At 71.7% G+C, this 25,187-nt stretch carries 27 protein-coding genes; 13 read left to right on the top strand and 14 right to left on the bottom strand.

All coding sequences use genetic code 11. The features are described from left to right. The first annotated feature begins 19 nt into the window (after window positions 1-19). The 3 genes from KZJ41_RS27240 (at window position 20) to KZJ41_RS27230 (ending at window position 3,579) form a co-directional block, all read left to right on the top strand. On the top strand, window positions 20-2,605 hold the full coding sequence (locus tag KZJ41_RS27240; RefSeq protein WP_251549906.1) for a cation-transporting P-type ATPase: 2,586 nt from the start codon (window positions 20-22) through the stop codon (window positions 2,603-2,605). A gap of 216 nt (window positions 2,606-2,821) precedes the next feature. Continuing rightward, window positions 2,822-3,052, top strand: a complete 231-nt coding sequence (locus KZJ41_RS27235) for a hypothetical protein (protein WP_029546658.1) — start codon at window positions 2,822-2,824, stop codon at window positions 3,050-3,052. A gap of 35 nt (window positions 3,053-3,087) precedes the next feature. Further along, complete coding sequence (locus tag KZJ41_RS27230; RefSeq protein WP_006943512.1) at window positions 3,088-3,579, top strand: TspO/MBR family protein; 492 nt, start codon at window positions 3,088-3,090, stop codon at window positions 3,577-3,579. A 13-nt stretch (window positions 3,580-3,592) separates the two neighbouring features. Here KZJ41_RS27230 and KZJ41_RS27225 read toward each other — a convergent pair whose 3' ends face one another. The 4 genes from KZJ41_RS27225 to KZJ41_RS27210 form a co-directional block, all read right to left on the bottom strand. Beyond that, window positions 3,593-4,762, bottom strand: a complete 1,170-nt coding sequence (locus tag KZJ41_RS27225; protein WP_043796911.1) for a globin domain-containing protein — start codon at window positions 4,760-4,762, stop codon at window positions 3,593-3,595. A gap of 400 nt (window positions 4,763-5,162) precedes the next feature. After that, window positions 5,163-5,654 (bottom strand): DUF6069 family protein, encoded by a 492-nt coding sequence (locus tag KZJ41_RS27220; protein WP_037201237.1) that lies wholly within the window; start codon window positions 5,652-5,654, stop codon window positions 5,163-5,165. A 45-nt stretch (window positions 5,655-5,699) separates the two neighbouring features. Then, window positions 5,700-6,146, bottom strand: a complete 447-nt coding sequence (locus KZJ41_RS27215) for a hypothetical protein (protein ID WP_065923311.1) — start codon at window positions 6,144-6,146, stop codon at window positions 5,700-5,702. Next, complete coding sequence (locus tag KZJ41_RS27210; protein WP_006932498.1) at window positions 6,098-6,448, bottom strand: sigma factor-like helix-turn-helix DNA-binding protein; 351 nt, start codon at window positions 6,446-6,448, stop codon at window positions 6,098-6,100. The genes KZJ41_RS27215 and KZJ41_RS27210 overlap by 49 nt, the downstream gene beginning before the upstream one ends. A gap of 138 nt (window positions 6,449-6,586) precedes the next feature. Between KZJ41_RS27210 and KZJ41_RS27205 the strand changes: the two genes are divergently transcribed. Further along, window positions 6,587-7,570, top strand: a complete 984-nt coding sequence (locus KZJ41_RS27205; protein WP_102800089.1) for a DUF389 domain-containing protein — start codon at window positions 6,587-6,589, stop codon at window positions 7,568-7,570. A gap of 9 nt (window positions 7,571-7,579) precedes the next feature. Here the strand turns inward: KZJ41_RS27205 and KZJ41_RS27200 are convergent, their stop codons facing one another. Both KZJ41_RS27200 and KZJ41_RS27195 read right to left on the bottom strand, forming a co-directional pair. Then, a complete protein-coding gene (locus tag KZJ41_RS27200) occupies window positions 7,580-8,419 on the bottom strand; it encodes a triacylglycerol lipase (RefSeq protein WP_102800088.1) in 840 nt (279 codons plus the stop codon). Window positions 8,420-8,466: 47 nt separating this feature from the next. Next, window positions 8,467-9,147, bottom strand: coding sequence for a class I SAM-dependent methyltransferase (locus KZJ41_RS27195; RefSeq protein WP_043796830.1), 681 nt, complete (start codon window positions 9,145-9,147; stop codon window positions 8,467-8,469). A 258-nt stretch (window positions 9,148-9,405) separates the two neighbouring features. Here KZJ41_RS27195 and KZJ41_RS27190 point away from each other — a divergent pair, with 258 nt between their 5' ends. The 3 genes from KZJ41_RS27190 (at window position 9,406) to KZJ41_RS27180 (ending at window position 12,137) form a co-directional block, all read left to right on the top strand. Beyond that, window positions 9,406-10,236, top strand: a complete 831-nt coding sequence (locus tag KZJ41_RS27190) for an oxygenase MpaB family protein (RefSeq protein WP_043796829.1) — start codon at window positions 9,406-9,408, stop codon at window positions 10,234-10,236. Window positions 10,237-10,329: 93 nt separating this feature from the next. Further along, on the top strand, window positions 10,330-11,475 hold the full coding sequence (locus KZJ41_RS27185; protein ID WP_006932509.1) for an LLM class flavin-dependent oxidoreductase: 1,146 nt from the start codon (window positions 10,330-10,332) through the stop codon (window positions 11,473-11,475). After that, window positions 11,472-12,137, top strand: coding sequence for an FMN reductase (locus KZJ41_RS27180; RefSeq protein ID WP_050036127.1), 666 nt, complete (start codon window positions 11,472-11,474; stop codon window positions 12,135-12,137). The genes KZJ41_RS27185 and KZJ41_RS27180 overlap by 4 nt, the downstream gene beginning before the upstream one ends. Before the next feature lie 65 nt (window positions 12,138-12,202). Here the strand turns inward: KZJ41_RS27180 and KZJ41_RS27175 are convergent, their stop codons facing one another. Next, window positions 12,203-12,850, bottom strand: coding sequence for a maleylpyruvate isomerase family mycothiol-dependent enzyme (locus KZJ41_RS27175; RefSeq protein WP_029546648.1), 648 nt, complete (start codon window positions 12,848-12,850; stop codon window positions 12,203-12,205). Between the two features lie 241 nt (window positions 12,851-13,091). Here KZJ41_RS27175 and KZJ41_RS27170 point away from each other — a divergent pair, with 241 nt between their 5' ends. Further along, on the top strand, window positions 13,092-13,538 hold the full coding sequence (locus KZJ41_RS27170) for a MarR family winged helix-turn-helix transcriptional regulator (RefSeq protein WP_080688420.1): 447 nt from the start codon (window positions 13,092-13,094) through the stop codon (window positions 13,536-13,538). A 46-nt stretch (window positions 13,539-13,584) separates the two neighbouring features. Here the strand turns inward: KZJ41_RS27170 and KZJ41_RS27165 are convergent, their stop codons facing one another. The 5 genes from KZJ41_RS27165 to KZJ41_RS27145 form a co-directional block, all read right to left on the bottom strand. Next, window positions 13,585-14,988, bottom strand: a complete 1,404-nt coding sequence (locus KZJ41_RS27165; RefSeq protein WP_029546646.1) for an FAD-binding oxidoreductase — start codon at window positions 14,986-14,988, stop codon at window positions 13,585-13,587. Beyond that, entirely contained in the window at window positions 14,985-15,626 is a 642-nt protein-coding gene (locus KZJ41_RS27160; protein WP_006944155.1) for a hypothetical protein, read from the bottom strand. The genes KZJ41_RS27165 and KZJ41_RS27160 overlap by 4 nt, the downstream gene beginning before the upstream one ends. Window positions 15,627-15,678: 52 nt before the next feature. Beyond that, window positions 15,679-17,505 carry a glycoside hydrolase family 15 protein gene (locus KZJ41_RS27155; protein ID WP_065923312.1) on the bottom strand — a complete coding sequence of 609 codons (1,827 nt, stop codon included), beginning with the start codon at window positions 17,503-17,505 and terminating at the stop codon, window positions 15,679-15,681. Between the two features lie 13 nt (window positions 17,506-17,518). Continuing rightward, window positions 17,519-17,995 carry a hypothetical protein gene (locus KZJ41_RS27150; protein WP_006944153.1) on the bottom strand — a complete coding sequence of 159 codons (477 nt, stop codon included), beginning with the start codon at window positions 17,993-17,995 and terminating at the stop codon, window positions 17,519-17,521. Window positions 17,996-18,076: 81 nt separating this feature from the next. Then, on the bottom strand, window positions 18,077-18,526 hold the full coding sequence (locus tag KZJ41_RS27145; protein ID WP_006944152.1) for a hypothetical protein: 450 nt from the start codon (window positions 18,524-18,526) through the stop codon (window positions 18,077-18,079). 92 nt (window positions 18,527-18,618) lie between these two features. Between KZJ41_RS27145 and KZJ41_RS27140 the strand changes: the two genes are divergently transcribed. Beyond that, window positions 18,619-19,347 (top strand): metalloregulator ArsR/SmtB family transcription factor, encoded by a 729-nt coding sequence (locus KZJ41_RS27140; protein ID WP_065923313.1) that lies wholly within the window; start codon window positions 18,619-18,621, stop codon window positions 19,345-19,347. 19 nt (window positions 19,348-19,366) lie between these two features. Here the strand turns inward: KZJ41_RS27140 and KZJ41_RS27135 are convergent, their stop codons facing one another. Continuing rightward, entirely contained in the window at window positions 19,367-20,269 is a 903-nt protein-coding gene (locus tag KZJ41_RS27135; RefSeq protein ID WP_029546642.1) for an LLM class F420-dependent oxidoreductase, read from the bottom strand. A gap of 155 nt (window positions 20,270-20,424) precedes the next feature. Here KZJ41_RS27135 and uraD point away from each other — a divergent pair, with 155 nt between their 5' ends. The 3 genes from uraD to pucL are packed head-to-tail and all read left to right on the top strand — an operon-like array spanning window position 20,425 to window position 22,188. After that, the gene (gene uraD / locus KZJ41_RS27130; protein ID WP_065923314.1) at window positions 20,425-20,946 is read left to right on the top strand and encodes a 2-oxo-4-hydroxy-4-carboxy-5-ureidoimidazoline decarboxylase; all 522 of its coding nucleotides are present in this window, start codon (window positions 20,425-20,427) and stop codon (window positions 20,944-20,946) included. After that, a complete protein-coding gene (gene uraH / locus KZJ41_RS27125; protein ID WP_006944145.1) occupies window positions 20,943-21,269 on the top strand; it encodes a hydroxyisourate hydrolase in 327 nt (108 codons plus the stop codon). The genes uraD and uraH overlap by 4 nt, the downstream gene beginning before the upstream one ends. Before the next feature lie 4 nt (window positions 21,270-21,273). Next, window positions 21,274-22,188, top strand: coding sequence for a factor-independent urate hydroxylase (pucL, locus tag KZJ41_RS27120; RefSeq protein ID WP_065923315.1), 915 nt, complete (start codon window positions 21,274-21,276; stop codon window positions 22,186-22,188). Between the two features lie 10 nt (window positions 22,189-22,198). Here pucL and KZJ41_RS27115 read toward each other — a convergent pair whose 3' ends face one another. Continuing rightward, window positions 22,199-23,671 (bottom strand): PucR family transcriptional regulator, encoded by a 1,473-nt coding sequence (locus KZJ41_RS27115; RefSeq protein WP_029546639.1) that lies wholly within the window; start codon window positions 23,669-23,671, stop codon window positions 22,199-22,201. 142 nt (window positions 23,672-23,813) lie between these two features. On the opposite strand from KZJ41_RS27115, the gene KZJ41_RS27110 reads away from it, so the two are divergent. Further along, a complete protein-coding gene (locus KZJ41_RS27110) occupies window positions 23,814-25,184 on the top strand; it encodes an 8-oxoguanine deaminase (protein WP_006944138.1) in 1,371 nt (456 codons plus the stop codon). Window positions 25,185-25,187: the final 3 nt, after the last annotated feature.

Here is a 25,187-nt window from a genome sequence, read left to right as displayed (position 1 = left end):
CCGTGGGCGAGGAGGCGGTGTGCAGGCAGATTCCGGTGCGCGGCTGCTCGACAGCGACGGGCTCACCGGCCGGGAGGCCGCCGCGCGGCTCCGCCGGGACGGGCCGAACCAGCTTCCGGCCGCGCGACGGGTGCCGTGGTGGCGCAGGCTGATCGCGCAGCTCACGCACTTCTTCGCGCTGCTGTTGTGGTTCGCTTCGGCCCTCGCGTTCGTTGCGGGCATGCCGGAGCTGGGCATCGCCGTGATCGTGGTGATCGTCGTCAACGGCATCTTCGCCTTCGTGCAGCAGGAGCGCGCCGAGAAGGCCGCCGAACGCCTGGGGGAGCTGCTGCCCACCACCATCGTCGTGCGGCGCGACGGGGCGGTGCGCACCGTCGACGCCCGCGACCTGGTGGTCGGCGACGTCGTCGTGCTCACCGGCGGCGACCGGGTCCCGGCCGATCTGACCCTCGCGGTCGCGGGCCGCTGCACCTTCGACGAATCCACCCTCACCGGGGAGAGCGAACCGGTGCTCCGCACGGCCGGCGCGGCCGTGTTCGCCGGAACATTCGTCGCCGAGGGCGAATCCGAAGGGATCGTCACGGCTACGGGTGCGAACACCCGCCTCGCCGGTATCGCGGCCCTGACCACCTCGGTGCGACGTCCACCCGGCCCGCTCGATCTGGAGATCCAGCGCATCGTCCGGACGCTCGCCTTCGGTTCCGTCGGCGTCGGCGCGGTGTTCTTCGCCGTGTCTCTCCTGGTGGGGATCTCCTGGCAGGACGCCTTCCTCTTCGCGGTGGGCATCACCGTCGCCCTCGTGCCCGAGGGACTGCTGCCCACCGTGACGCTGTCGCTGGCGATGGGGGCGCAGCGCATGGCCCGCGACAACGCGCTGGTGCGCAACCTCGAGGCCGTCGAGACCCTCGGTTCGACGACGTTCATCTGCACCGACAAGACGGGCACGCTCACCCAGAACCAGATGAACGTCGTCGAGGCGTGGACCCCGGCCGGGACCGTGGCGGTGCGCGGGGAGGGGTATGCGCCCACCGGTGAGGTGACCGGCCCGGAGCCGGCGGTGGCGGCGGCCGCGACCGCCGGTCTCGCCGGTGCGGCCGCCTCGAAGGGTGGGATCACCCTCGACGACGACGAGTGGCGGGCGGTCGGTGACCCGATGGAGGCGGCGATCGCCGCGTTCGCGGCCCGTCTCGCCGGCCCCGGCGCACAGCCGGGGCCGGTCACCCGCCGGTTCGTGTTCGACCCCCGGCGCCGCCGCGAATCGGTGATCGTGGGCGGGCAGCTGCTCCTCAAGGGCGCCCCGGACGCGGTGCTTCCGCGCTGCGCCGACCCGGGCGAGCTCGTCGACCGGGCGGAGGAGGCGCTCGCGGACATGGCGTCGCGGGGCCTGCGGGTGCTCGCCGTCGCCCGCCGGACCCTGACCGATCCCGGCGTGGAGACCGACCCGGACCTCGCCGAACGCGACCTCGAACTCCTCGGCCTGCTCGGCATGGAGGATCCGCCGCGGACCGCCGTCCCGGCCGCGTTGCGGGCCGCCCGCGGCGCCGGCATCAAGGTCGCGATGCTCACCGGCGACCATCCAGAGACCGCGCGCGCCATCGCCCGCGAGATCGGGCTGCTCGGGCCCGCGGGCCTGGTGGTGCAGGGCAAGGACCTGCCCGAGGACGATCAGCTGCTCGGTGCCCTGCTCGACCGGGACGGCATCGTGATCAGCCGCGTCTCGCCCGAGCAGAAGCTGCGTGTGGCCAAGGCCCTGCAGGACCGCGGCCACGTGGTGGCGATGACCGGTGACGGCGTCAACGACGGACCGGCCCTGCGGCAGGCCGACATCGGGGTGGCGATGGGTGAGGGCGGCACGGACGTTGCGCGCGAGGCCGCCGATCTGGTGCTGCTCGACGACGACTTCGCGACCATCCTCACCGCGGTGGAACAGGGCCGTGCCACCTACGCCAACATCCGCCGCTTCCTCAGCTATCACCTGACCTCCAACGTGGCCGAACTGACGCCCTTCGCGCTGTGGGGCCTGTCGGGCGGGCAGTTCCCGCTCGCCCTGGGGGTGCTGCAGATCCTGTGCATCGACATCGGCACCGATCTGCTGCCGGCGCTCGCCCTCGGTGGCGAGCCCCCGAGCCGGGACACGCTGAAACGCCCGCCGGAACGCCGCCACCTCGTCGACGGAACCCTGTTGGTCCGGGTGTTCGGTGTGCTCGGGCCGACCGAGGCGATCGTCGAGATGAGCGCGTTCCTCGTGGCGCTGCTCGTCGCGGGCTGGCGTCCCGGGGGCGAATTTCCCACCGGGGCGGCGCTTCTCGCTGCCTCCGGTGCCGCGTTCACCGCCGTCGTCCTCGGTCAGGTGGGCGCCGCGTTCGCCTGCCGCAGCGCGACCCGGCCACCGTGGCAGCTCGGGTGGGGCTCGAACCGGCTGCTGCTGTGGGCCGTGCTCGCCGAACTCGTCGCCCTCGTCGTCTTCCTCGGCGTCGGCCCGGTCGCCGACGTTCTCGGGCACGCGGTTCCGCCGCTCGAGGCGCTGGGGGTCGCGCTGCTGGGCATCCCCGCGGTCCTCGTGGTCGACTCCGTGTACAAGCGGGTGCGCCGTCGCTGGCAGTGAGCCCCGGGGCGTTCGGGGTGCGGGCATCCCGCCGCACGCGCACGATGGGACCGAAGAGGAGGAGCCGCATGGATGTCGTCACAGTTAGGGCTCTGCACAAGCACTACGGAGACGTGCGGGCCGTCGACGTCGTTGACGTGCCGAACCTGGGGTTGCGCCGCCGCGGCACCGGGTATCCCCGGAACACCGCTCGCCGATGATCGGAAGTGACCCGCCATGATCGTCCCCGGCCTGACCGCACCGGACCCGGACACGGAGCCGGGCTCACCCGAGCCTGCCCCGCCGATCCCGCCGACGCCCACGCCGCCGCCGCCGTTCCCACCGGAGCCGAACCCGGTGCCGACCCCACCGGAGCCGCAGCCGCCGTTCCCGCCGGAGCCGGATCCCGAGCCCTCGCCGCCGCATCCGCAGCGGCCCTTCCCCCAGATCCACGACCTCGCGATGTGACGACCTCGCCGACGGCGGGAGTAAGGAGAGCAGGTATGTCGAGCATGTTCGGCCGCACGTTGCTCGGAACGACCGCGGCGACCGCCGCGACGGCGGTGGTGGGATCGATCGCCTCCCGGGACGTGGACACACGCTGGTACCGGCGACTGCGCAAGCCGTCGTTCCAGCCGCCGAGTGCGGTCTTCCCCGTCGTGTGGACGGCGCTGTACGGCGACATCGCGGTGAGTTCCGCGGTGGCCATCGACGAGCTCGAATCGGAGGCGCGGGTCGACGAGGCCACCTACTACCGGGCCGCCCTCGCGGTGAACCTGGCACTCAACGCGTCCTGGTCGTGGGTGTTCTTCAAGGCACATCGGCTCGTGCCGGCGACGGTGGTCGCCGGGGCGCTCGCGGTGAGCAGCGCCGACCTGGCGCGCCGCGCCGCCCTCGCGAAGCCGGCGGCGGGGGCCGCGCTCGGCCCGTACGCGGTGTGGTGCGCGTTCGCCACGGTCCTCAGCGGCCGGATCGCGCGGCTCAACCGGTCCTGACCGAGCGCGGTCGTCAGTAGAGCGGGTCGTGGCGGATGCGGTCCGCGGGCACGCCGGTGGCCTGCAGCCGGAACTTGGTCGCCTGGATCATGGCGGGGGACCCGGCGATCTGCACGTCGTGCCCCGACCAGTCCCCGGCCTCGGCGACGCACCGGCTCACCGGGCCCTCCAGGAGGGACAGCCCGGCCGGCGGATCGGTGGGGCCGGTGAACCACCACGGGTCGGTCGGCGACTCGGTCACGGGCACGACCGTCAGCCACGGGTTGGTGCGGGCGAGGTGCCACAGGGTCGGCAGGTCGTAGAGATCGCACGGGTAGCGCCCGGCGTAGAACACGGTGACCGCCCGCGTGGCGGGACGCCGGGCGAGGGCCATGAGCTGGGCCCGCATGGGGGCGATCGCGGTACCCGACGCGATCATCAGCAGCGGGCGCGGCCGACCGGGGCCGGGCCGCATCGTCTCCGCCCCCAGGGCGCCGATCGGTGAGCCGAGCACCCACGTCTCGCCGACGCGGGCGTGGCTCACGATGTACGGGCTCACCCAGCCGCCGGAGACGCGACGGACATGGAACTCCACGGCGCCGTCCGCGTCCGGCGGCGTCGCCGGTGACAGGTAACGCCACATGCGCGGCCGCCCGGGAACCTGCACGCTCACGTACTGTCCCGGCTCGTACGCCATCGGCTGGTCGAGCCGCAGGCGCACGACGGCGACGTCGTCGAGCGGTCTGCGGTGCTCCACGACGGTGCCCACCCAGGCGGCGGGGCCGGTTTCGGCGGCCGCGGCCTCGGTCATCGTGGTGGCGACGAGGTGCAGCGCGTGGTGCCATGCGTCGTCGAGCTCGGTGGTCCAGTCGTCGCCGGCGGCCTGCGCCACCGCATCGATCAGGGCCTCGGTGAGCGCCTTGTACTGCCACAGCTCGATGCCGTACTTGCGGTGGTCGCGGCCGAGCTGCTCGAGGAACGGGACGACGGTCTCGGGTCGGCTCAGCCGGTCCACCACGTGGACGACGGCGTGCAGGATGCGTTCGCGTTGCTCGCCCATGGCGGCGGGAAAGTACTGCCGGGTCTCGGGATGACGCGCGAACAGGTTGGCGTAGAACGCTTTCGACAGGGTTTGCAGGCCGTCCGGGCGGGCGGACACGGCCTCGACGTTACTGCGGATCAGCGCACACAGTCTCGGGTCCACAATGTCCGCCACCTCCGCGATCCTGTCCGTGTGCGGCGCGGCGCATGCCGGACGCGTCGCACCGGGGAGCGACTCTAGGGCGGAATACTGCTTGTCGCGAATCGCCCTGTGCCCGGAACGGTCGGCCGGGGAACAGATCTCGGGACGTACGTCCCGGGCGGTCGGGTACTTCGGTCCTGTGGACGAAGCATGTGGACGAAATGCCGGCGCCGCGTGTGCGACCGGCACCACCTGCAGGCGGTGCCCGCATCGCCGCGAAGGTGCCTGGGGAGGAACGGAAGACGCGTCGGTCTCCGTGCCGTAGGTCACGGTCGCCGGAGGGTGCGGCGGCGGCCCGAAGGTCCCGCGACAATCGGGACCTTCGGGCCGGTTCCCCGGGACGGTTGCGTCGCCCCGGTGGTTACCGCTGGGCTGCAATGCGGTTGCGCATCGCCTCGAGCCCCGCGACGACGACAAGTGCGATCACCACGTGCATCAGCGACAGCGTGATCGTGCTCGGGGTGTCGAAGTCGGCGACGATCGTCGACGCGATGGTGCCGAGCGCGGCCACCGCGCCGACGACCTCGGCGACGCGGATGATGCCGAACCAGCGCAGGCTGAGCAGCGCCGCGAGACTCATGCCGACGGTGAGCGGGACGACGGTCATGACGAGAACGCCGCCCGGGGCGGCGCTTTCGACGGTGTCGCCGTTGGTCACCTCGAACGAGCCGCCGGCGGCGAGGCCGACGAGCCACAGTGCGACGTTGGCGACGAGAGCCACGACGACCGGGACGAGCACCGCCATCGGACGGCTGAGCGAGAAGGCGGGCAGGGTCGACGTGGTGGTGCGGTCGAGAGGCTTGACAACACTCATGGTGTCCTCCGGAAGGGCCGATGAACTGACGTCGCTCATCGTTCAACCTCGAGTCGACTCGAGGTCAAGTCCGTTCCGCGCAAGCTATGCCGCGGCCACCGCGCACCAGTCCACGGTGACCGAACGGGCACCGGAATGCGCGAGCATCGAACGCACGGGGCCGCCCAGGCACAGCTGCCGGTCGAGCTCCCGCTGCTCCGCATCCGGGTCGCGGGCGTCGGGGGCGCCCACGAGGATCTCCGCCGGCTCGGTGCTGCGCGCACCCTCCACCAGCAGTCGCTCCTCGTCGACCACCCGCACGGGCACGTCGTCCGATCCGGCCACGTCGCCGACCAGCAGGGCCACGTAGTCGGCGTCGTCGTCGGCGTCGTGATAGGCCAGCAGCCGGCCGCGGACGGTGCCCGAGGCGACCCGGTGATCGAGAGTCAGCCCGGACTGCGTGGGTGTTCCCGCCGCGACGGCACGCAGGCAGTGCGGCAACGTCACCCGTCGTGAGGTCCAGCTGAAGAAGGCCCCACACCCCGTTTCCATGGCACTCGCTCCTCCTCGGTACGTCCGGGCGAGGTGGTCCCCGGTTCTGTGATCAGTGTGCGCCGGGGGTCCGACATGTTCCGGGAGTGGCCGAGCTGCTGCCGGAGCAGGTTCAGGGCGTGGTGCTGGGCGAGCCGGACGGAGGTGGCATCGGTGTTCAGGGCACGGGCCGTGTCGGTGATCGACAGGCCACACGCGATGCGCAAGTGCAGCACGGCACGGTAGCGGTGCGGGAGGGCAGCGATCAGCGTCGAGGGTCGTGTCGCCGCCTTGTCCGTCGTCACCGCCTCGTCCGTCGTCACCGCGTGCGTCCTCCTCCGTCCGGTGCGGGACATCGTGTCGCGACCGGTGTCCCGGACGGAAGGGACCGGTGTCCCGATCCTGTGGGCGCGCGGCGTCTGCTGTGATGCACTCGCGGAACGACGCACCAGGAGGCTTTCGTGAGACCCACCACCGAGGACATCGAGCGGATGACCTCCACCCTGTTCCTGTCCGAGGACGCCCGGCCCCGTTCCCGGCGCGCGACGTTCTGGACCTTGCTCGTACTGGCCGCGGTCATCGCCTCGGCGGGCGTCGTCGCGGACTCGACCGCCACCGTCATCGGCGCCATGATCGTGGCGCCGCTGATGACGCCGATCGTCGGGACCGCGCTGGCCGTCGTCCTCAACGACCACCGCAACCTGATCGCCTCCGCGCTGCTCGTCGTGGCAGGATCGGCCGCGGTGGTCGCGACCGGATTCGCGGTGGGCCTGCTCGATCCGCTGGACGTGCTCGCGCAGAACAACAGCCAGGTGGCGGGACGGGTCGCGCCGCGGATGATCGACCTCGTCGCCGCCTTGGCCACCGGTGCGGTCGGGGCCTTCGCGCTGGTGCGCCGCGATGTGTCCGACACCCTGCCCGGGGTGGCGATCGCGATCTCGCTCGTGCCGCCGCTCGCGGTGGTCGGCCTGACCCTCGAGTCCGGCGCGCCGCGGCAGGCCGGTGGGGCCCTGTTGCTGTTCGCCACCAACGTCGCCGCCATCGTCGCCACCGGCACCCTGGTCTTTCTGCTGGCGGGGGTGCGCGGGGCGGCGCACCGCGCCGGCCGTACGGTCGGGGACCTGCGCGGCCTCAGCGTGCTCACGGTCGTCGCCGCGGTCGTGCTCGTCGCGGTCCCCCTGGGGGTGTCCAGCACGCGAGTGATCCGGCAGGAGACGCTGAAGGCCGACGTCGCCCCCGTCGCGGAGCAGTGGGCGCAGGAGCAGGGCTGGGTGATCACCGACATCGGATTCCGCGAGTCCGTGCTGTGGATCGAGGTGCTCGGGCCGCCGCCCGAGGCGGATCCGGCGACCCTGCGCGACGCCCTGAACGAGGCCGGGCTGCGCGACGTCGACGTGGAGGTCACCCTCGTGATCGGCGGAACGCGGCGCCTGCCCGGCGGGTAGGGGCGGCGCTCAGCACACGACCGGCCGCGCCCCGGCCGGGTCCAGCGCGGCCAGCACCAGCTGCTCGGCGACCGGATCGTAGGGGATCGAGACGTGGTCGGCGGTGTTCGCGGGGCACACGTCCTGCAGCAGGATGTTCTGCGCGCCGGGCCCGGTGAGGAACGACGCCGTGTAGGGGATGATCACCTGGTCGTATCTGGTGGCGACGACCGTGTAGGAGACGCCCTCGACGGTGTCGCTGCCGGCGTTGAGCTCGGCGAGCACGGCATCCTGCGCGACCGACGGCGGCCCGAGCGAAGGGTAGTTCGCCGGCGCCAGCCCGGCGATGCGGCTGGTCTTGTCCGCCCCGCCGAGGAACCGCACGTACCACCGGGGGACGGCGCCGCCCTTGGAGTGACCGACGATGCTCACTCGCTCGGCGCCGGTTTCGGCCAGGACGGTGTCGACGAACGCCGCCAGTTCGCCGGCGGCGTCCGGGATCGGCTCGCGCGCCTTGAACGGCTCGCCCGGCGGTGCGCCGTAGTCGAGTGCGAACACGCAGTACCCCTCGGCCTTCAGCGCCGGTGCCAATCCGGCCCAGTTGGCGTAGGAGTTCTCGAGGAAGCCGTGGACGAGCACCACCGGTTCGGGGTGCGCCGGTGTGGGCACGCAGTCGACATCGTTCGTCCCGGCCGGGACGACGCCGGGATGCGCCAGCGAGTAGGCGAGCGCGGCGCCGAAGGTGCCCTGCGGCGGGCCGGTCGTTGCCTCTGCGGCACGCTGTTCGGCGCCCGCCGTGGGTGCGGCGGTCGCGATGCTGCACGCCGCGATCAGCCCTACGAGGGCGAGCCTGCCGACCATGTCGCCCATCCTCGCGTCCGGCGGGTGTCCGGGGGCGCGAAATGCGCGAAAGGGCGTCATCCCGCGGGCGTGGGCCGGATCTTCTGCTGCGTGACGCGCCACAGTCGCCGCGGCAGGCCGCCTTCCTCGAAGGCTTCCACCTGCGGTTCGGTGAATCCCTGCGCCAGACGCTCGACGAGTGCCCGATCGAAGAAGTGGACGACGAACCCGCCGTGCTCGGTCAGGTTGTCGCCACGGTCCGTCCCGGTGGCGAAGTGGGCGTCGCCGGTGTGCCGCACGGTGTAGACGTGCCAGCCGCCCGGGCGCAGCACCCGATGCACTTCGGTGCCGAGCGCGTCGATCTCCTCGGTGGTGAGGGCCATGTTGAAGAGCATGTGGCTGTAGACGGCGTCGACGGACGCGTCGGCGACGGGCAGGGGTTCACGCACGTCGTGCACGCGGGTCGTGAGCCGGTCGGCCACGCCGGCCTCGGCCGCGCCGCGCCGGAGTTCGCCGAGGCCCTCGGGCGCGTAGTCGAGCGCGGTCACCGACAACCCGGCCCGGAGGAAGGCCAGCGTGTCCCGGCCCTGGCCGGCGCCGAGTTCGAGGACCTCACGCACCTGCTCGCGGTCGAACAGCTCGAGGGCGCGCCGGGCTGGCTCGCTCGGTGCGGGCCCGTACATCGTCGGGTTGTCGCGATAGGTGCGCTGCCAGTGTCCGCGCTGGGCGTCCAGGGCGCCGCGGTCGACATGTTCCATGCCGTGCCTTCCTCGTGACTTCCGGCCGTGGACGGCCGGCCCTGTGCGGTCGGGCGCGCCGGCGTCGATGCCGATCGACACATGGTGCCTCGGCTGCCTCCGAGGGCGGGCCCGAATCGTGGACCCGGCAGACGGTCCCGCTCGCGTCCCGCTCCGTAGCGAGCACCCGGCGACGCTCGATCGAATGGTCTGCGGGCCGTTGAGGTGGGGTCGATGTGCAGCGTAAAGTGAGTACGATCGTTGTCAGATGGAGGGTGTATGCGGACGATCCGTACCGTCGGTGATCTTGTCTCGCCTCTGGGGGGATCGATCAACGCGGCGAATGTCATCATGCAACTGGCCGTGCCCGGAGTGGGGCAGGGAGTGATCGAGAGCGCGGTGCACTCCGGCCGGGCGGATCTGCATCCCGTCAAGCGCGCCCGCACCACCACGACGTACCTCGCGGTGGCGGTATTCGGCAACGAGGACGATCGCGCCTACGTGCGGGAAGCGGTACGGCGAATCCACGCCCGGGTCGTGTCCGGGCCGGATTCGGTGACCCCCTACAGCGCCAACTCTCCCAAGCTGCAGTTGTGGGTGGCGGTGTGCCTGCTGAAGTACTTCGTCGACCAGTACGAATACCTGCACGGTCCGTTGACCGACGCCGAGTACGAGCGGGTGCTTCGCGACGGGGCCACGTTGGGCACCACCTTGAACGTGCGGCCCGGGGCGTGGCCGGTCACGCGCGAGGAGTACGACAGCGTGTGGCGTGCGGGCCTGGACGAGGTGTCGATGACGGACGAAGTCCGTACCTATCTCGCCGCCCTGGCGGACCTCCGTTTCCTCGAGGTCCGGCTGGGCCGGGCCGGCTACGCGATACACCGAGCGCTCGGCCGCCCGTTCCGGCTCGTCACACGAGGAGCGTTACCGCCGGAATTCCGCGCGGTCATGGAATTCGAGTGGTCGTCGGACGACCAGCGCGCCTTCGCCCGGTACCTGCGCCTGCTGCGCGCCGTGCACCGGCTGACGCCGGGACTGTGGAGCATTCCGTGGAAGGCGTATCTGGTCGACCTGCGCCTGCGGCGCCGCTTGGGCCTGCCCGTCTTCTGACATGCCGCCGCGCCGGTGTCCGGGTGGCCGGAATATCGCCCGCACCGCACCGGTTCGTATAGTTGAGTAATCAACTATTGACGGAGGCTCATCGTGCAGTTCGGCATCTTCACCATCGGCGACGTGACCCGCGACCCCACCACGGGCCGCGTACCCACCGAGCACGAACGCATCGTCGCGATGACGGAGATCGCGCTGAAGGCCGAGGAGGTCGGGCTCGACGTCTTCGCGAGCGGCGAGCACCACAATCCGCCCTTCGTCCCGTCGTCGCCCACCACCATGCTCGGCTGGATCGCCGCCAGGACCGAGAAACTGATCCTTTCCACGGCCACGACGCTGATCACGACGAACGATCCGCTGAAGATCGCCGAGGACTTCGCGATGCTGCAGCACCTCTCGGGCGGCCGCGTCGACCTCATGATGGGCCGCGGCAACACCGGCCCGGTCTACCCGTGGTTCGGCAAGGACATCCGCCAGGGCATCCCGCTCGCGATCGAGAACTACCACCTGCTGCGCCGCCTGTGGCGGGAGAAGGCCCTCGATTGGGAAGGCAAGTTCCGCACCCCGCTGCGCGGCTACACCTCGACCCCCTGGCCGCTCGACGACACCCCGCCGTTCGTGTGGCACGGCTCGATCCGCTCGCCGGAGATCGCCGAGCAGGCCGCGTTCTACGGCGACGGCTTCTTCCACAACAACATCTTCTGGAACCGGGAACACATCCAGCAGATGATCAGCCTCTACCGCACCCGGTTCGAGCAGTACGGCCACGGCGCCGCCGACCAGGCGATCGTCGGCCTCGGCGGCCAGGTGTTCATGGCGGAGACCGAGGAGAAGGCCAAGCGCGTCTTCCGGCCGTACTTCGACAACGCCCCCGTCTACGGTCACGGACCGTCGCTCGAGGACTTCTCCGCGACGACCCCGCTGACCGTCGGCACCCCCGAGCAGGTGATCGAGCGCACCCTGGGCTTCGCCGACTACGCGGGCGACTACCAGCGGCAGCTGTTCCTCATGGACCACGCCGGTCTGCCCCTCGACGTGGTGCTCGAGCAGATCGAGATCCTCGGCCGCGAGGTCGTGCCCGTGCTGCGCACCGAGTTCGAACGACGCCGCCCGGCGCACGTGCCGTCGGAGCCCCCGACGCACGCCTCGCTCGTCGCCGCGGGTCCGGATTCCCCGCACCGCCTCGTGGTTCCCGCAAAGGTGGATCTGTCCGCCGCCGAGGAGGCCGACGCCCGATGAGCCGCCGCATCGTCGTCGTCACCGCCGGGCTCTCGCAACCGTCGTCGACGCGTCTGCTGGCGGACCGGATCGCCGCCGCCGTCACCGCGGCGGTCGGCGCGCGGGGTGAGTCCGCGGATGTCGAGGTGATCGAACTCCGCGATCTCGCAACCGATCTCGCGATCACGGTCGCCACCGGCGGCCTGCCGGCCCCGGCCGTCGCGCGGGCGCGTGAGCAGGTGTCGCACGCCGACGGTCTGATCGCCGTCACTCCGGTGTTCACCGCGAGTTACAGCGGCCTGTTCAAGATGTTCTTCGACGTGCTCGACACCGACGCGCTGAACGGCATGCCCACGATCGTCGCCGCGACCGCGGGCTCGGCCCGGCACTCGATGGTGCTCGACTTCGCGATGCGTCCACTGCTGACGTTCCTGCGCGCGGTGGTCGTCCCCACGGGCGTGTTCGCCGCGACCGAGGACTTCGGCGACGGGGAGGCCGGCGCCGCCCTCGGCAGCCGGATCCGGCGGGCGGCCGAGGAACTCGCAGCGCTCGTCGTCGGTGAACGGACCGGTGTGGACGGCTTCACGCCCGCGTCCTCCCCGGCGCGGCCGCGCTCGTCGGGGAACTCGCTGCGCGCCCCCGGCACGCCGTTCCAGGATCTGCTGCGCGCCCACATGGGTTGAGAACTCGTCGTACCGCGGTGTGGCGCGGAGCGGACCGGGCGGGCCGTGCCGCATCCGAAACCTGATCACCCGGCCGGCAACCGCGCGCGCAACTCGTCCGCGCCCGGCCCGGACACCAGGGGCAGCGCCACGCGGCGGCCGGTGAGCAGCAACAGGATCGCGGAGATCGGCCCCCGGATCTCCGGCCCCTCCCCGGCCGACCATTCGACGTCCGTGGCGGTGAGCCGGTAGCCGCGCAGCGGAAGGGAGCGGAAGACCCGGGCCTTGCCCCTGCCGCCGAAGGACCACACGCGGGTGGCCGCCGCGGCCGCCGCGGTCACCGGCATCTCGAGGTCGCGGTGCAGCGGGATCGCGATGTCCTGGCCGTGCACGAGGATGTCGCTCAGGGGCTCGAGGCTGGTCAGCCCCACGTTGCGGCGGCGGGAACCGATCGTCGCGCGCAGGTCCGCGATCAACCGGTCGGTCGGCAGGGTCGCCCGTCGGCGGGCGGCGGCGCAGATCATCGAGTTCAGCGGGCCGGGATGACGCAGAACCATCCGGACGCAGTCCCCGACGGTCAGCTGCTGCAGGGTCAGGTGGGCCGCGACGTCGCGTACCGTCCAGCCGTCGCACAGCGACGGCTGTACCCATTCGTCGTCGGACAGCTGCCCGAGCAGGTCGGCCGTGCGTCGTCGCTCGCTGTCGATCGCGGCCCACACCTCGTCGTCGTTCATCGCCGGAGCCTTCCGTCTCAGCGGAACACCGGTGGCCGGGTCCTGGTGCGTTCGAGCTCGAAGACGTCCGCGAAGCCGGACAGCACCCGCGCCCTCGAAGACGCGCACGGCGTCGTGGCCGCGGGGAATCGAGTCCCCGGCGATCGGTTCGCCGGTCATATCGCACCTCCCGGACGGGCACAATCAGTACGATGTTGGTACCAATATAGTTCGATGATCGGACTATCGGCAAGGGAGGATGATGGCCGAGGACCTCAGTGCCGCCGTGCTGATGTTCATCGCCCAGCGCTCGGCGGAGAACCGCATTCTCGCGGCGCTGCGGCGCGCCGGCTACGACGACATCACGCTCGCCCAGGCGCGGGTGGCCGCCCGGATCGGACCCGGTGGGACCCGGCTGACAGTTCTCGCCGAACAGGCCCAGGTGGCCAAGCAGACAGCCAGCTTCCTCGTCGACCAGCTCGAGCGGGCCGGCTACGTCGAACGCACGGTCGACCCCACCGACGCCCGCGCGCGACTCGTGCGGATCGCTCCGCGCGGCGCCGAGGCCGGCCACGTCGCCCGGGCCGAGGAGGCGCGGATCGAGGCCGAGTGGACCGAGCATCTCGGTGCGCGCCGGATGAAGCAGCTGCGCGAGGCGCTCACCCTGCTCCGTGAGATCACCGATCCGTATCGGCCGTCGGGGGAGTAGTCGCCCGGTCACGTCCCACCGGACGTGGGGCGGTCATCCGTCGGTGTCACGCGCGCCGTACATCGGGAACGATGTTGGCGTTCCGATGAAAGACGTTGTGCGGATCGTACTTCGCCTTGATCTCGGCCAGTCGGGCATATTTGGTGGGGCCGTAGGCGGCGCGCACCCGGTCCTGTTCGAACTCGGCCATGGAGTTGACGTACGCGCCGATGCCGACCGAATACGGGCGCAGGGCCTCCCAGACGGACCGCACCCAGGCCCGCTCCGGTGGCAGCAGACCGGGATCGGGACAGACGCCGACGATGAAGACGGCGAAGCGTGGCGTCCGTCCGCCGCCGAAAGCGGTGTCGTCCTCCCTCGTTTCGCAGTACGCCTCGTCCAGCCGGTAGAACAACAGGAGCGACAGGGGCGAGTTCTTCTGCGGCACGACATCGACGACTGTCGCGATCAGATCGTCGGAGAGATCTTCGACGTAGCAACCCTTGTCGTAGCAGTAGAAGCCCCACGCGTTGCCCTCGTCGAGCAGCTGCTGCACGTCGACGTAGGGCATCGGCGTGACGAACTCGAACAGCGGTGGCAGAGCGCGCCGAATCCGCGCCAGCGCGTCCTCGTGCGTCTGCGGTGCTCCGAAACCGGTGACGAGGAAGGCATAGCCGGGCTGGAGGTGGTATTGCTCGGGCACGAACGGGGCGGGTGGGGCGTTCACGCCGGCGATCACAATGTTCAGCTCGCGGGGCAGCGTATCGATGACCTCCCGGGCGAGCCGCAACACCTCGGTGCCTTGATCCAGGCCCCAGAACAGGAGCCCGAACTGCACGACGGGGCCGGCCTCGTGCAGGCGGAACTCGAACTCCGTCACCACCCCGAAGTTGCCGCCGCCGCCCCGGATCGCCCAGAACAGGTCCGGATTCTCGTCCTCGGCGGCACGCAGGATCCGGCCGTCGGCAGTGACGACCTCGGCCGACTCGAGGTTGTCGATGCTCAATCCGGCCTGCCGGGTGAGCCAGCCCATTCCTCCGCCCAGCGTCAGTCCCGCGACGCCCGTGTGACTGATCAGACCGGCCGGGACGGCGAGCCCGTGGGCCTGCGTGGCGGCATCGAGGTCACGCAACAGGGCGCCCCCGCCGACCCGTACTCGCCTGCTCTCCGGGTCGACGACGACGTGATCCATCGATCCGAGGTCGATCACCAGGCCGTCGTCGACGACCGAGGCGCCCGCGGTGCTGTGCGCACCCGCGCGCACGGCCATCTCCATTCCGTGCTCGGTCGCGTAGGCGATCGCCGCCTTCACGTCGGCGGTGCTCCGGCATTGTGCGATCGCGGCCGGGCGGCGGTCGATGTCGGCGTTCCACACCGTGCGCGCTTCGTCGTAGTCCGCGTCGCCGGGTCCGAGAACCGGGCCCTCCATCGCGGCCCGCAGCATGCCGAGGTCGCCGGTCGTACGAGTCATGTGTCCTCCAGACGTTGCCGGGAGCAGGCGGGATCGTCTCCGGCGAGGCGTTCGGCGCGTTCCCGGATGCCGAGCAGCATCCTGCGCATCATCGGGAAATCGGCCAGTTCCATCAGCGCGACGGTGAGCGGAAGCGACGGCGTGGGCCGGTAGGAGGCCTTCAACCGGCTCACGAGCCGGGTCCGTCGCCCGTCGTCGATGGGATCGAGGCGCCACGACCACGTCGAATCCGGCTTCGCCCAGACGAGGCAGCGCCCCGGATCGAAGGAGTGCACCCGGAAGGACGTCGCCGCCGTGGCCCGACTCGCCATCGGCGCCGCCACGTCGCCGACCTCGATGCACTGCAGGCGCGGATCGATCGTCGTCGCGCTGGGCCGCCCCAGATTGTCGAGACGGTCGTAGGAGTAGAAGCCGGCCCGGTTGTAGCCGACCTGGACGATCCACGGCCACACGCACTCGGCCGGCGCCTCGATCGTGAGGGCACGGGTCGCAGTGAACGTCGCCGAGGAGAGGATGTCGTCTCCGGGCATCGCACCGGCGTGCTCGGCGGTCGTCGCTCCCCACCGCAGGTGCCACCGGCGGTAGAAGGCGAATGCGCTCACCGCTGTCGCGACGCCTGCGATCGTGAGGATCGCCATGAGGAAACTGTTCCACACCGGAGCCGGGGAGAGAAGGTCCCGGAGGCCCCGCTCATCCGCTTCCCCCGTGAGCCCGGAGGGCGAGGGCGGCCTGTACCACCGCGGCATGGGTGAGCGCCTGCGGGTAATTGCCGAGGTAGGCGCCGGTGCCCGGGTCCACCTCTTCCGGGAGCAGGCCGAGGGGGCCGGCGCGCCGCAGCAGCGTTTCGAACAGTTCCCCGGCTTCGGTCCGCCGGCCGGTGAAGGCCAGCGCCTGGACCAGCCAGAAGGAGCACGGCAGGAACGCGCCCTCGACGCCGGGCAGCCCGTCCTGTCCGGGGGGATATCGGTAGAGCAGAGGGCCTCCGGCCGACAGCTCGCTGCGGATCGCGTCGATCGTGCCGCGCACCCGGTGCGAGTCCGGATCCTCCATGCCCAGGACGGGGAGCACGAGCAGGGCGGCATCGATGTCACGCGACCCGTAGGTGCGGGTGTACCGATTTCCGATCCGGTCGAAGCCGCGGGCGAGCACCTCGTCGGCGAGGTCGTCTCGCGCCGCGAGCCAGCGCCGGCGACGACGGCTGGACAGGCGGTGGGTCTCGGCGATGCGCAGGGCCCGGTCGAGGGCGAGCCAGGCCATCATCTTGGAGTGCACGTGGTGGTCGGCGTCGCCCCGGATCTCCCAGATGCCGGCGTCCGGGTCACGCCACCGTGCACAGACGTGATCGGCGAATCCCCTTACCATGCGCCAGGTTTCCGAATTCAGCGGCCGACCGGAGCGGACGAACGTCCATGCGGCGTCGACGACCCAGCCGTAGCCGTCGAGCTGATGCTGATCGGCCGCGTCGTTGCCGAGCCGCACGGGTACGCTGCCCGCGAAGCCCGGCCATCCCGGCAGGGTGCGTTCGGCGGGGGCGTGCCGGCCGTCGAGGGTGAACAGGACCGGCAGGCGGGGCCGCTGCAGGCGGCTGGCGTGCAGGAGCCATCCGAGGAACCCGCGTGCCTCGTCGACCTTGCCCGCGCCCAGGAAGGCTGCGACGCCGATGCTGGCGTCGCGCGGCCAGGCGTAGCGGTAGTCCCAGTTCCGGACCCCGCCGGGCCACTCGGGTAACGACGTCGTCGGGGCGGCGATCGGCGCCCCCGACGGGGAATACGTGAGCAGCCGCAGCGTCAGCAGGCTTCGCACGACGGCCTCACGACAGGGCAGATCGTGAGCGATCTCCGCCGTCCACGCCCGCCAGCGTGCCTCGTCCTCGGTCACGAGCTCCCAGGCCGCGGAGGGAGGGAGGTGGATCAGCGGCTCGCGGTGGGCCACAGTCAGGACGACGGTGACCGGATGCCGCGGGGTCACGAGGATCGAGGTCGGCCGGCCCGGCGGGATCGGGGTGCCGGAGTCGCAGGCCAGGGACAGGGCGAGCGAGCCCCACTCGCACACGAGGTCGGGACCGCGCCGCACCTTCGGGGGGTGGTGGCGTTCACCGAGCCTCGGATCGAATTCGACGACGGCGCGCGCAGTTTCGCCCTCGACGGAGAGGCGACGCACGAGGACGGTCGCCGGGAGCAGCCGTCCGGCCACCTCCGCGATCATCGCCTCGCTCAGGGTGAGCCGGGTGTTGCCGAGGTCCCAGGTGGTTTCCAGCGTTGCGGTGTGCGTGCGGTAGCGGCGCCGGACGACGGTGGCATGCCCCTCGGGCCCGAGCCGGAACCGCCCCGCCGGCGCTCCGCCGACGAGTCGGCCGAAGACGGGATCTCCGTCGAAGCGGGGCACGCAGAGCCAGTCGAGCGATCCGTCGCCGGAGACCAGGGCCGCGGTGCGGGTGTCGCCCAGCAGGCCGTAGTCCCCGATCCGGGTCTGCGTGCCCGCCCTGTCCTCGATGCCACTCTCGTCGAAATCGGTCATCCTGAAAGTCATTTCAGCGCACCTGGAGAAGAAGGCCGAGTGCGGTGCCGTAGACGAGATGGGCGGCGACGGCGACGGCGGGGGTCTGCGCACCGTAGTTCAGGCCGAGCAGGCCGGGTGGTTCGAGGACCGCGGTGCTCCGCGGCCCGGCTCGATGGGAGGCCATGCGCGGATGCACGCCCGGCAGTAGTGGCAGCAGGACCGTCAAGGCGACCGCGACGTGCAGCAGGCCGAGCAGCATGCCCAGCCACCACGTCGCCCGGTGGAGCAGCGCGAAGGTGGCGGCGTAGCCGAGTGCGAAGGCCTGGCCGATCGCGAGGTGGATGAAGAATCCGACCACCCGGGCACGATCCGGGTCGGCGGTGACGACGGTGCCGAGCACGAGCGGCAGATCCAGGCGGCTGTAACCGGCCAGTTGGGCGGCGATCATGACTGCGGTCAGGGCGGTGGTGGCCACCGATCCGAAGAGCGCCCATCCGGCCCAGTCCATGGCGGAGTCACCTTTCGGTGGGGAGGTCGCTGCCGCCGGTCCACGGTCGCCGTCGGACGTCCGTGAACCGGCGGCTCGGTTTCACGATGTGCCCGGGGTGGGTCCGCGGCGAGTCACCGGGGCGGTGGCCAGCCGGGCCAGGGCGAGGGCGGCGACCGCCAATCCGAAGTCGCGCAGCGCGATGTCGAGGTAGCCGCCGAGGGTGACCAGGTCGACGATGATGCCGAGCAGCCATGCGGCCACGACGTAGCCGCCGATGGCGGGTCTGATCGCGACGACGATGCCGGCGAGGATCTCGACCACGCCGACCGCGAGCATGGCTTGGTGGGCGGTGCCCGGGACGAGGTCGTCGATCCAGGGTGCGAGGTAGCGCTCCCAGTCGGTGAGCAGGTTCGCGAACTTGTCGAGACCGAAGGCGATCGGGGCCACCGTGAACACGGTCCGGAGAAGGACGAATGCCTGGCGGGCGCCGGCGTTCGTGCCGGCCGGGGTGGAGTGGAGCGTGGTGGGGGAGGTGGGCGTGTGGCTCATCGAAGTCTCCTGACTTCTAAGAGAGAGTAGATTTGATTTTAGAAGTGTGACGTAGATTACGTCAAGAAGTTTCTCTTTTAGAAGGGGGAATCGTGCAGGACGAGTTCGCCGAACAGGCGTCGGGGATCGGTGCGCTGGCAGACCCGGCTCGAAGGTCCCTCTACCGCTACGTCGCCGCACAAACGGACGCGGTCGGGCGCGAGCAGGCTGCGGCCGCGGTAGGCCTGCCGCTGCACGCAGCGAGGTTCCACCTCGACCGGCTCGTGGAGGAGGGCCTGCTCGAGACGGAGTACCGCAGGCTCTCGGGGCGGACGGGCCCGGGTGCAGGACGGCCGTCGAAGCTCTATCGGCGCTCGTCGCGCGAGCTGTCGATCTCCCTGCCCGAGCGGCGCTACGACCTCGCCGGGGAGGTTCTGGCGGCCGCGATCGAGCGGTCGATGCGCGACTCGGTGCCCATCGCGGAGGCGGTGCGGACCGCTGCCGTCGAGCACGGCCGGCGTATTGCCGCGAATGCGGCCACCCCGGCCGTGCCCGCCGGAACGGTGCCCGGTCCTATGGACGCGGGAGGTACCGACCTCGAACGTATGGCGCGGCTGCTCGCCCGGCACGGCTACGAGCCGCGCCTGTCCGGCGACGGGCAGATGCGGTTGGCGAACTGCCCGTTCGACCGGCTGGCGAACGAGCACCGTGAACTGGTCTGCGGGATGAACCTCGCCCTGCTCGACGGGGTCGTCGCCGGACTCGGGACCGACCGGCTCTGCGCGGAACTCGCCCCGGAACCGGGGTTCTGCTGCGTCCGGATCCGGGGCGTAGAGCGGTGAGTCGTCGCGGTTCCGGGCCTCAGAGCCCGAGCGCCGCGGCGACCTCCCGCAGGGCCGGAACCGGGTCGTCCCGCATCGGCAGGGCCTGGACCGCGACGTGGTCCGCCCCGGCGTCGAGGTGCTCCCGCAGACGCGACGCGATGTATTCCGCGTCGCCGTGCGCGACGAGCGCGTCGACGACCCGGTCGGTGCCGTCGTTGTCGAGTTCCTCGGCGGTGAAGCCGGTGCGTTCCAGATTCGCACGGTAGTTGCGCAGCTTCAGATACGGGTTGGCCACGGCCTTGCGGCCGATGGTGCGGGCCGTGGCGACGTCGGTGGATAGCACGATCTTCTGCTCGGGGGCGAGCACGGCGCCCGGGCCGAGAACGGCGCGCGCCTCGCGGGTGTGCTCGGGGGTGGTGAGGTAGGGGTGGGCTCCGGCGGCCCGGTCCGCGGACAGCTTCAGCACCTTCGGTCCCAGCGCGGCGAGGACCCGCCGCGCCTCGGGCACGCCCTCGCGGTCGAGCACGTCCAGGTACTCGACCAGGGCCGCGTAGGGCTTGCGGTACGTCTCACCGTGCGCCTCGGGGTGGCCGACGCCGACACCGAGCAGGAAGCGGCCGGGATGGCGTTCCTCGAGCCGGTGGTAGGAGGCCGCGATCTCGTCGGCGGGGGCGGTCCAGATGTTGACGATGCCGGTGGCCACGACGATGTTCTCGGTGGCGTCGAGGAGGCGTTCGGCCACCTCGAGGTCGGCGGGCGGCGAACCGCCGATCCAGATGGTGCCGTAGCCGAGCTTCTCGATCTCGGCTCCGGTCTCCGGTGGGAGGCCGGTCGCGTGCCGCCAGACGCCGAAGCGGCCGAGCGGGGGAGTCTGCGTCGTGTTCTCTGCCTTCGTCGAATCCGTCACGCCGGGTCCAACCTCCGTCGCCGCCGGTTTCATTCCGGGCGGTCGATCGGTGGCGGTCGGCCCGGACCGCGGCCCTGGATGATCGTCCAAACCCCTCCGCCGGACCGCGGCCGACTTTGTAGCTGCGGGCACCCCGGGAGCCGCCCCGCCTGCGCGAGGGTGGAGACACCGGAACGAAGGAGGCTCCCGTGCCGTACACCGTCGCCGAGTTCGACGCCCTGCCGGAACCCGAGGCCGTCGCGCTGCTGACGACCTGCTGCGCCGGCGCGACCTGGGCCGCCCGGGTGGCCGCTGGACGCCCGTACGGCGACCGTCCGGCCCTGCTCGACGCCGTGTCCGTCGCGATCGCGGGTCTCGACGACCACGGCCGGGCCGAGGCCCTGGCCGGGCATCCGCGCATCGGGGAACGTTCGGAGAGCGCGTCGTCGCAGCGGGAGCAGTCGGCCGTCGCCACCGCCGACGCCCGGATCCTTGCCGCCCTCGCCGCCGGCAACCGTGCCTACGAGGACAGGTTCGGGCACGTGTACCTCGTGCGCGCGGCCGGGCGGTCCGCCGCCGAGCTGCTCGACATCCTCCACCGCCGCCTCGGCAACGATCCCGCCACCGAGGCCGCGGAGGTGCGCTCCGCCCTGGCCGACATCACCCGGCTCCGGCTCGAACGTCTCGTGCTCGACGAGGCCGACCTCGCATCCCGCGGGGGCGGGCGATGAGCACCCTCAGTACGCACGTGCTCGACGCCACCACCGGGACTCCGGCAGCCGGAGTGCACGTCGCCCTGGCCGGCGCGGACGGCAGCGTCCTCGGGACGGGACGCACCGACGACGACGGCCGGATCCGCGCACTGACCGACGAGCCCCTGCCGCCCGGCACCTACACCCTCACCTTCGGCACGGGCGACTGGTTCGCCGAGCGCGACATCGTCCCCTTCTATCCGGAGGTCGTCGTCACCTTCCGGATCTCTGTGGCCGGCAATCACTTCCACGTGCCGCTGTTGCTGTCCCCGTTCGCCTACTCCACCTACCGCGGGAGCTGACCCCATGACCGAACTGACCGGCAAGATCGTTCTCGGACCGCACCAGTACGGCAAGGCCGAGAACCGCGTGGTGCGGATCCATCGCGACACCCCGCGGCACGAGATCCGCGACATGAACGTCTCGTCCTGCCTGCGCGGCGACTTCGGCGCCGCGCACCTCGAGGGCGACCAGGGCACCGTCCTGCCCACCGACACCCAGAAGCAGACGATCTACGCCTACGCCAAGGGCGTCGAGTTCGTCGAGACCTACGCCCTCGCCCTCGCGCGGCACTTCGTCGACGACGTCGAACCCGTCCACTCGGCTCGCATCGAGATCGAGGAATACGCCTGGGAGCGCGTCGCCGTCGACGGGGTGGGGCACGACCACACCTGGACCCGGAAGGGCTCCGAGGTACGCACCGCCGCGGTGACCGTCCAGGGTTCCGGCCGGGCGCGCCGGGAATGGGTGATCGGCGGGCTGAAGGACCTCGTCGTACTCAAGTCCACCGGTTCCGAGTTCGCCGGGTTCCTCACCGATCCGTACACGGTCCTCGAGCCGACTCGCGACCGGGTGATGGCGACGAGCCTCGTCGCGAGGTGGCGGTTCACCACGACCGACGTCGACTGGGACGCCACCTACGCCGGGATCAAGGCGACCATGCTCGAGCGGTTCGCGAACCTTCAGTCGAAAGCACTGCAGCAGACTCTTTTCGAGATGGGACGCGCCGTGCTCGAGAAGTACCCGTTCGTCGCCGAGATCCGGCTGTCGGCCCCCAACAAGCATCACTTCGTCTACGACCTCGAGCGGTTCGGCGTGGTCAACGACAACGAGGTCTTCCACGCCGACGACCGGCCCTACGGCCTCATCCAGGCGACGGTGCAGCGCGAGGACGCCCCCGACGCCGGGATCGCCTGGGACGCCTACACCGGCGCCGTCTGACGGGCCGCTCTCATGCCAGGGCGCGCACGGCGAGGTACACGTCGAGCCGGTCGCCGATGCGTCCGAGGTCGCGGCCGGTGAGTGCCTCGACGCGGCCGATCCGGTAGCGGACCGTGTTCAGGTGCACGTGCAGTCGGTCCGCCGTGCGGCGCCAGGAGCCGTCGCAGTCGAGGAACGCCTCGAGGGTGGCGAGCAGCCCGGCGTCGGTGCGCCGGTCGTGCTCGAGCACGGGCCCGAGGATGCGCCCGGCGAACGCGCGGCGCAACTGATCGGGAACGGCGGTGAACAACCCGAGCGCGGAATCGAGCTCGGCCGCCCGCACGCACACCGCCCCCGCGTCGCCGCGCGCCGCGGCGACGGCGGCGGCCGCGGAGCGCACCGCGCCGTCAACGGATTCGCCTGTGCCGCAGGCACTGACACCGACGAGTAGGCGAGTCCGGGCCAGCGCGGGAGCGAGGCGCCCCAGGCGCCGCCGCAGCGCGGCAACCACCTCGGACTCGTCGCCGTCGACCAGCGCGACGACGCGCCCGGCGACGTCGACGGTGGTGACGGCGCCGGACAACGCGTCCTGCACGGCGGCCCGCATCGCGGCGCGCTGCTCCGGGGTGCCGGCCGGGGCACGGTCGACCACCACGGCGACCGGTGATCTGCCGCAGTCGATGTCGCCCCCGGGGGGCGTCCGGTCCGCGGCCTCCCACCCGAGCCGGCGGCGTTCCTCCCGCCGCACCCGGTCGAGGGCCGCCACCGCGGCGAGTTCGCCGAAGGCGTCGAGGCACTCCGCCTCCGGGGTGCCGGCGTGCCGGACCACGAGGTACCACGAGCCGATCCGGTCGGCGAGCCCCGAACCGACGGGCAGCACCGTGTATCCCCCCGCCACCTCGGCGGGCAGGCGATCGGCGGTCAGCGCGGTCCTGGTGAGGGCGTCGACATCCTCGTCGGGCAGGGGATCGGCGCCGGCGACGGGCATCCCGGTGGCGGTGAGCAGCCACGCCGACACCCCGAACTCCCGGGCGGTCCGGTCCGTGAGTTCGTCGAGGCTGCACCCGTCGGCGACCGCGGTGAGCAGCCGTCGCTGCCGGGCCAGGCCGGTCTGCAACCGGTCCATCCGCGCCCCGGCCATCCGGCCGGTCATGTACTCGATGACCCGGCTGAACGGCACCTCCTCGGGCACCGAGAGCAGCGGTATCCCGTGCCGGACGCAGGCCTCGACCACGTCGGACGGCACCTGCCCGTGCAGCGCCTCCCCGGCGGCGAGGGCGGAGACCCCGGCGCGGGCGAGCAGCGTGACGAACAGGTCCGCGTCCGCCGCGGTGCGCCGCCAGACGAGGCCGGTGAACACCAACGATCCCGCGCTCACGTAGCGGGTGGGATCGGGCATGTCGGTCGTGCACGCCCGCAGCACCGGGCGGGTGAGCGCATCGGAGTCGCCGTGCAGCAGGCGGATTCCGAGCTCCGGTGCGTCGAGGACATCCTGTAGCAGCACGGCGTTCACCTCCGGGTGACGGGTTTGGACGATCGCACAATACGAAGCCGATATTTCGGTTCCGTTTCGTGTGTGCCGACCGGGATGTTGCGGTTTCCGGGGCGTTGACTGGGAGCGTCGACGAGCGTGAGGAGCAACGCCGATGCAGCCGAACACCACCCGGCCGATCGTGATCCAGGGCGCGCACGTGGTGACGATGGACGCCGGACGGGCCGAGTACCGGCGCGGGCACGTCGTCGTCGAGGGCAACCGGATCGTCGCCGTGGGCGCCGGCGAGCCGCGCGGCTACGCCGACGCCACCCTCGTGGACGGCACCGGCTGTGTGCTGACGCCCGGCCTGGTGAACACCCACCACCACCTGTACCAGTGGATCACCCGAGGCCTCGCCGTCGACCACACCCTCTTCGAGTGGCTGACGACGCTGTACCCCGTCTGGGGCGGGATCGACGCCGACGCCGTGCACGTCGCGGCGAAGGGCGCCCTCGCCCACCTCGTCCGCACCGGCTGCACCACCAGCACCGACCACCACTACGTGGTCCCGCGCGACGGCGGCGACGTCTTCGGTGCGGAGATCGCCGCGGCCGCGGACGTCGGCGTCCGGTTCCACCCGTGCCGCGGATCCATGGACCTCGGCGCGAGCGCGGGCGGCCTGCCGCCGGACCACGTCGTCGAGGACCTCGACACCATCCTCGTCGAGAGCCAACGGGCCGTGGAGAGGTGGCACGATCCGTCGTTCGGGTCCATGCTGCGGATCGCGCTCGCACCGTGCTCGCCGTTCTCGGTGAGCACGGAGTTGCTGAAGCAGTCCGCGGTGCTCGCCCGCGATCTGGGGGTGCGGCTGCACACCCACCTCGCGGAGACCCTCGACGAGCAGGACTTCTGCATGGAGCGGTTCGGCTGCAATCCGGTGCAGTACATGGAGTCGCTCGACTGGACAGGCCCCGACGTCTGGTACGCGCACGCCGTGCACCTGGACGACCGCGACATCGGGGTGCTCGCCGCCTCGGGCACGGGCGCGGCGCACTGCCCGACGTCCAACGCCCGCCTCGGTGCCGGCATCGCCCGCGCCGCCGACCTGTACGCGGCGGGGGTACCGCTCGGTCTCGGGGTCGACGGGGCGGCGAGCAACGAGTCGTGCTGCATGCTCGAGGAGGCCCACCACGCCGCGCTGTTCGCCCGGGCCCGCAGCGGGCCGCGCGCGATGACGGTCCGGCAGAGCCTGGAACTGGCGACCGTCGGCGGGGCGCGGGTCCTCGGCCGGGAGAACGAGATCGGCTCCCTGGAGGTCGGCAAGCTCGCCGACCTCGCGCTGTGGCGGATCGACACGCTCGCCCATGCGGGCATCACCGATCCCGTCGCCGCGCTCGTGCTCGGCTCCCAGCCGCCGCTCGAGCTGCTGCTGATCGACGGTCGCGAGGTGGTGCGCCGCGACGAGGTGCGCACCGTCGACGAGACGTCGGTGGCCGCGGAGGTTGCCGCCGCGCACGACGCCCTGGTGGCGAAGGCGGGGTGAGCG

It is taken from the genome of Rhodococcus sp. 11-3 (assembly GCF_023704055.1).
Lineage (GTDB): Bacteria > Actinomycetota > Actinomycetes > Mycobacteriales > Mycobacteriaceae > Rhodococcus > Rhodococcus aetherivorans.
The sequence above is the reverse complement of the archived record's forward strand: the minus strand, read 5'-3'. Positions and strand labels throughout refer to the sequence as shown.

Coding starts and splice junctions, on each gene's coding strand:
- KZJ41_RS27235 (WP_029546658.1), top strand. CDS start 2,822: ATGATCGTCCCCGGCCTGACCGCACCGGACCCGGACACGGAGCCGGGC.
- KZJ41_RS27230 (WP_006943512.1), top strand. CDS start 3,088: ATGTCGAGCATGTTCGGCCGCACGTTGCTCGGAACGACCGCGGCGACC.
- KZJ41_RS27220 (WP_037201237.1), bottom strand. CDS start 5,654: ATGAGCGACGTCAGTTCATCGGCCCTTCCGGAGGACACCATGAGTGTT.
- KZJ41_RS27215 (WP_065923311.1), bottom strand. CDS start 6,146: ATGGAAACGGGGTGTGGGGCCTTCTTCAGCTGGACCTCACGACGGGTG.
- KZJ41_RS27200 (WP_102800088.1), bottom strand. CDS start 8,419: ATGGGCGACATGGTCGGCAGGCTCGCCCTCGTAGGGCTGATCGCGGCG.
- KZJ41_RS27195 (WP_043796830.1), bottom strand. CDS start 9,147: ATGGAACATGTCGACCGCGGCGCCCTGGACGCCCAGCGCGGACACTGG.
- KZJ41_RS27190 (WP_043796829.1), top strand. CDS start 9,406: ATGCGGACGATCCGTACCGTCGGTGATCTTGTCTCGCCTCTGGGGGGA.
- KZJ41_RS27180 (WP_050036127.1), top strand. CDS start 11,472: ATGAGCCGCCGCATCGTCGTCGTCACCGCCGGGCTCTCGCAACCGTCG.
- KZJ41_RS27175 (WP_029546648.1), bottom strand. CDS start 12,850: ATGAACGACGACGAGGTGTGGGCCGCGATCGACAGCGAGCGACGACGC.
- KZJ41_RS27170 (WP_080688420.1), top strand. CDS start 13,092: ATGGCCGAGGACCTCAGTGCCGCCGTGCTGATGTTCATCGCCCAGCGC.
- KZJ41_RS27165 (WP_029546646.1), bottom strand. CDS start 14,988: ATGACTCGTACGACCGGCGACCTCGGCATGCTGCGGGCCGCGATGGAG.
- KZJ41_RS27160 (WP_006944155.1), bottom strand. CDS start 15,626: ATGGCGATCCTCACGATCGCAGGCGTCGCGACAGCGGTGAGCGCATTC.
- KZJ41_RS27155 (WP_065923312.1), bottom strand. CDS start 17,505: ATGACCGATTTCGACGAGAGTGGCATCGAGGACAGGGCGGGCACGCAG.
- KZJ41_RS27150 (WP_006944153.1), bottom strand. CDS start 17,995: ATGGACTGGGCCGGATGGGCGCTCTTCGGATCGGTGGCCACCACCGCC.
- KZJ41_RS27145 (WP_006944152.1), bottom strand. CDS start 18,526: ATGAGCCACACGCCCACCTCCCCCACCACGCTCCACTCCACCCCGGCC.
- KZJ41_RS27135 (WP_029546642.1), bottom strand. CDS start 20,269: ATGAAACCGGCGGCGACGGAGGTTGGACCCGGCGTGACGGATTCGACG.
- uraH (WP_006944145.1), top strand. CDS start 20,943: ATGAGCACCCTCAGTACGCACGTGCTCGACGCCACCACCGGGACTCCG.
- pucL (WP_065923315.1), top strand. CDS start 21,274: ATGACCGAACTGACCGGCAAGATCGTTCTCGGACCGCACCAGTACGGC.
- KZJ41_RS27110 (WP_006944138.1), top strand. CDS start 23,814: ATGCAGCCGAACACCACCCGGCCGATCGTGATCCAGGGCGCGCACGTG.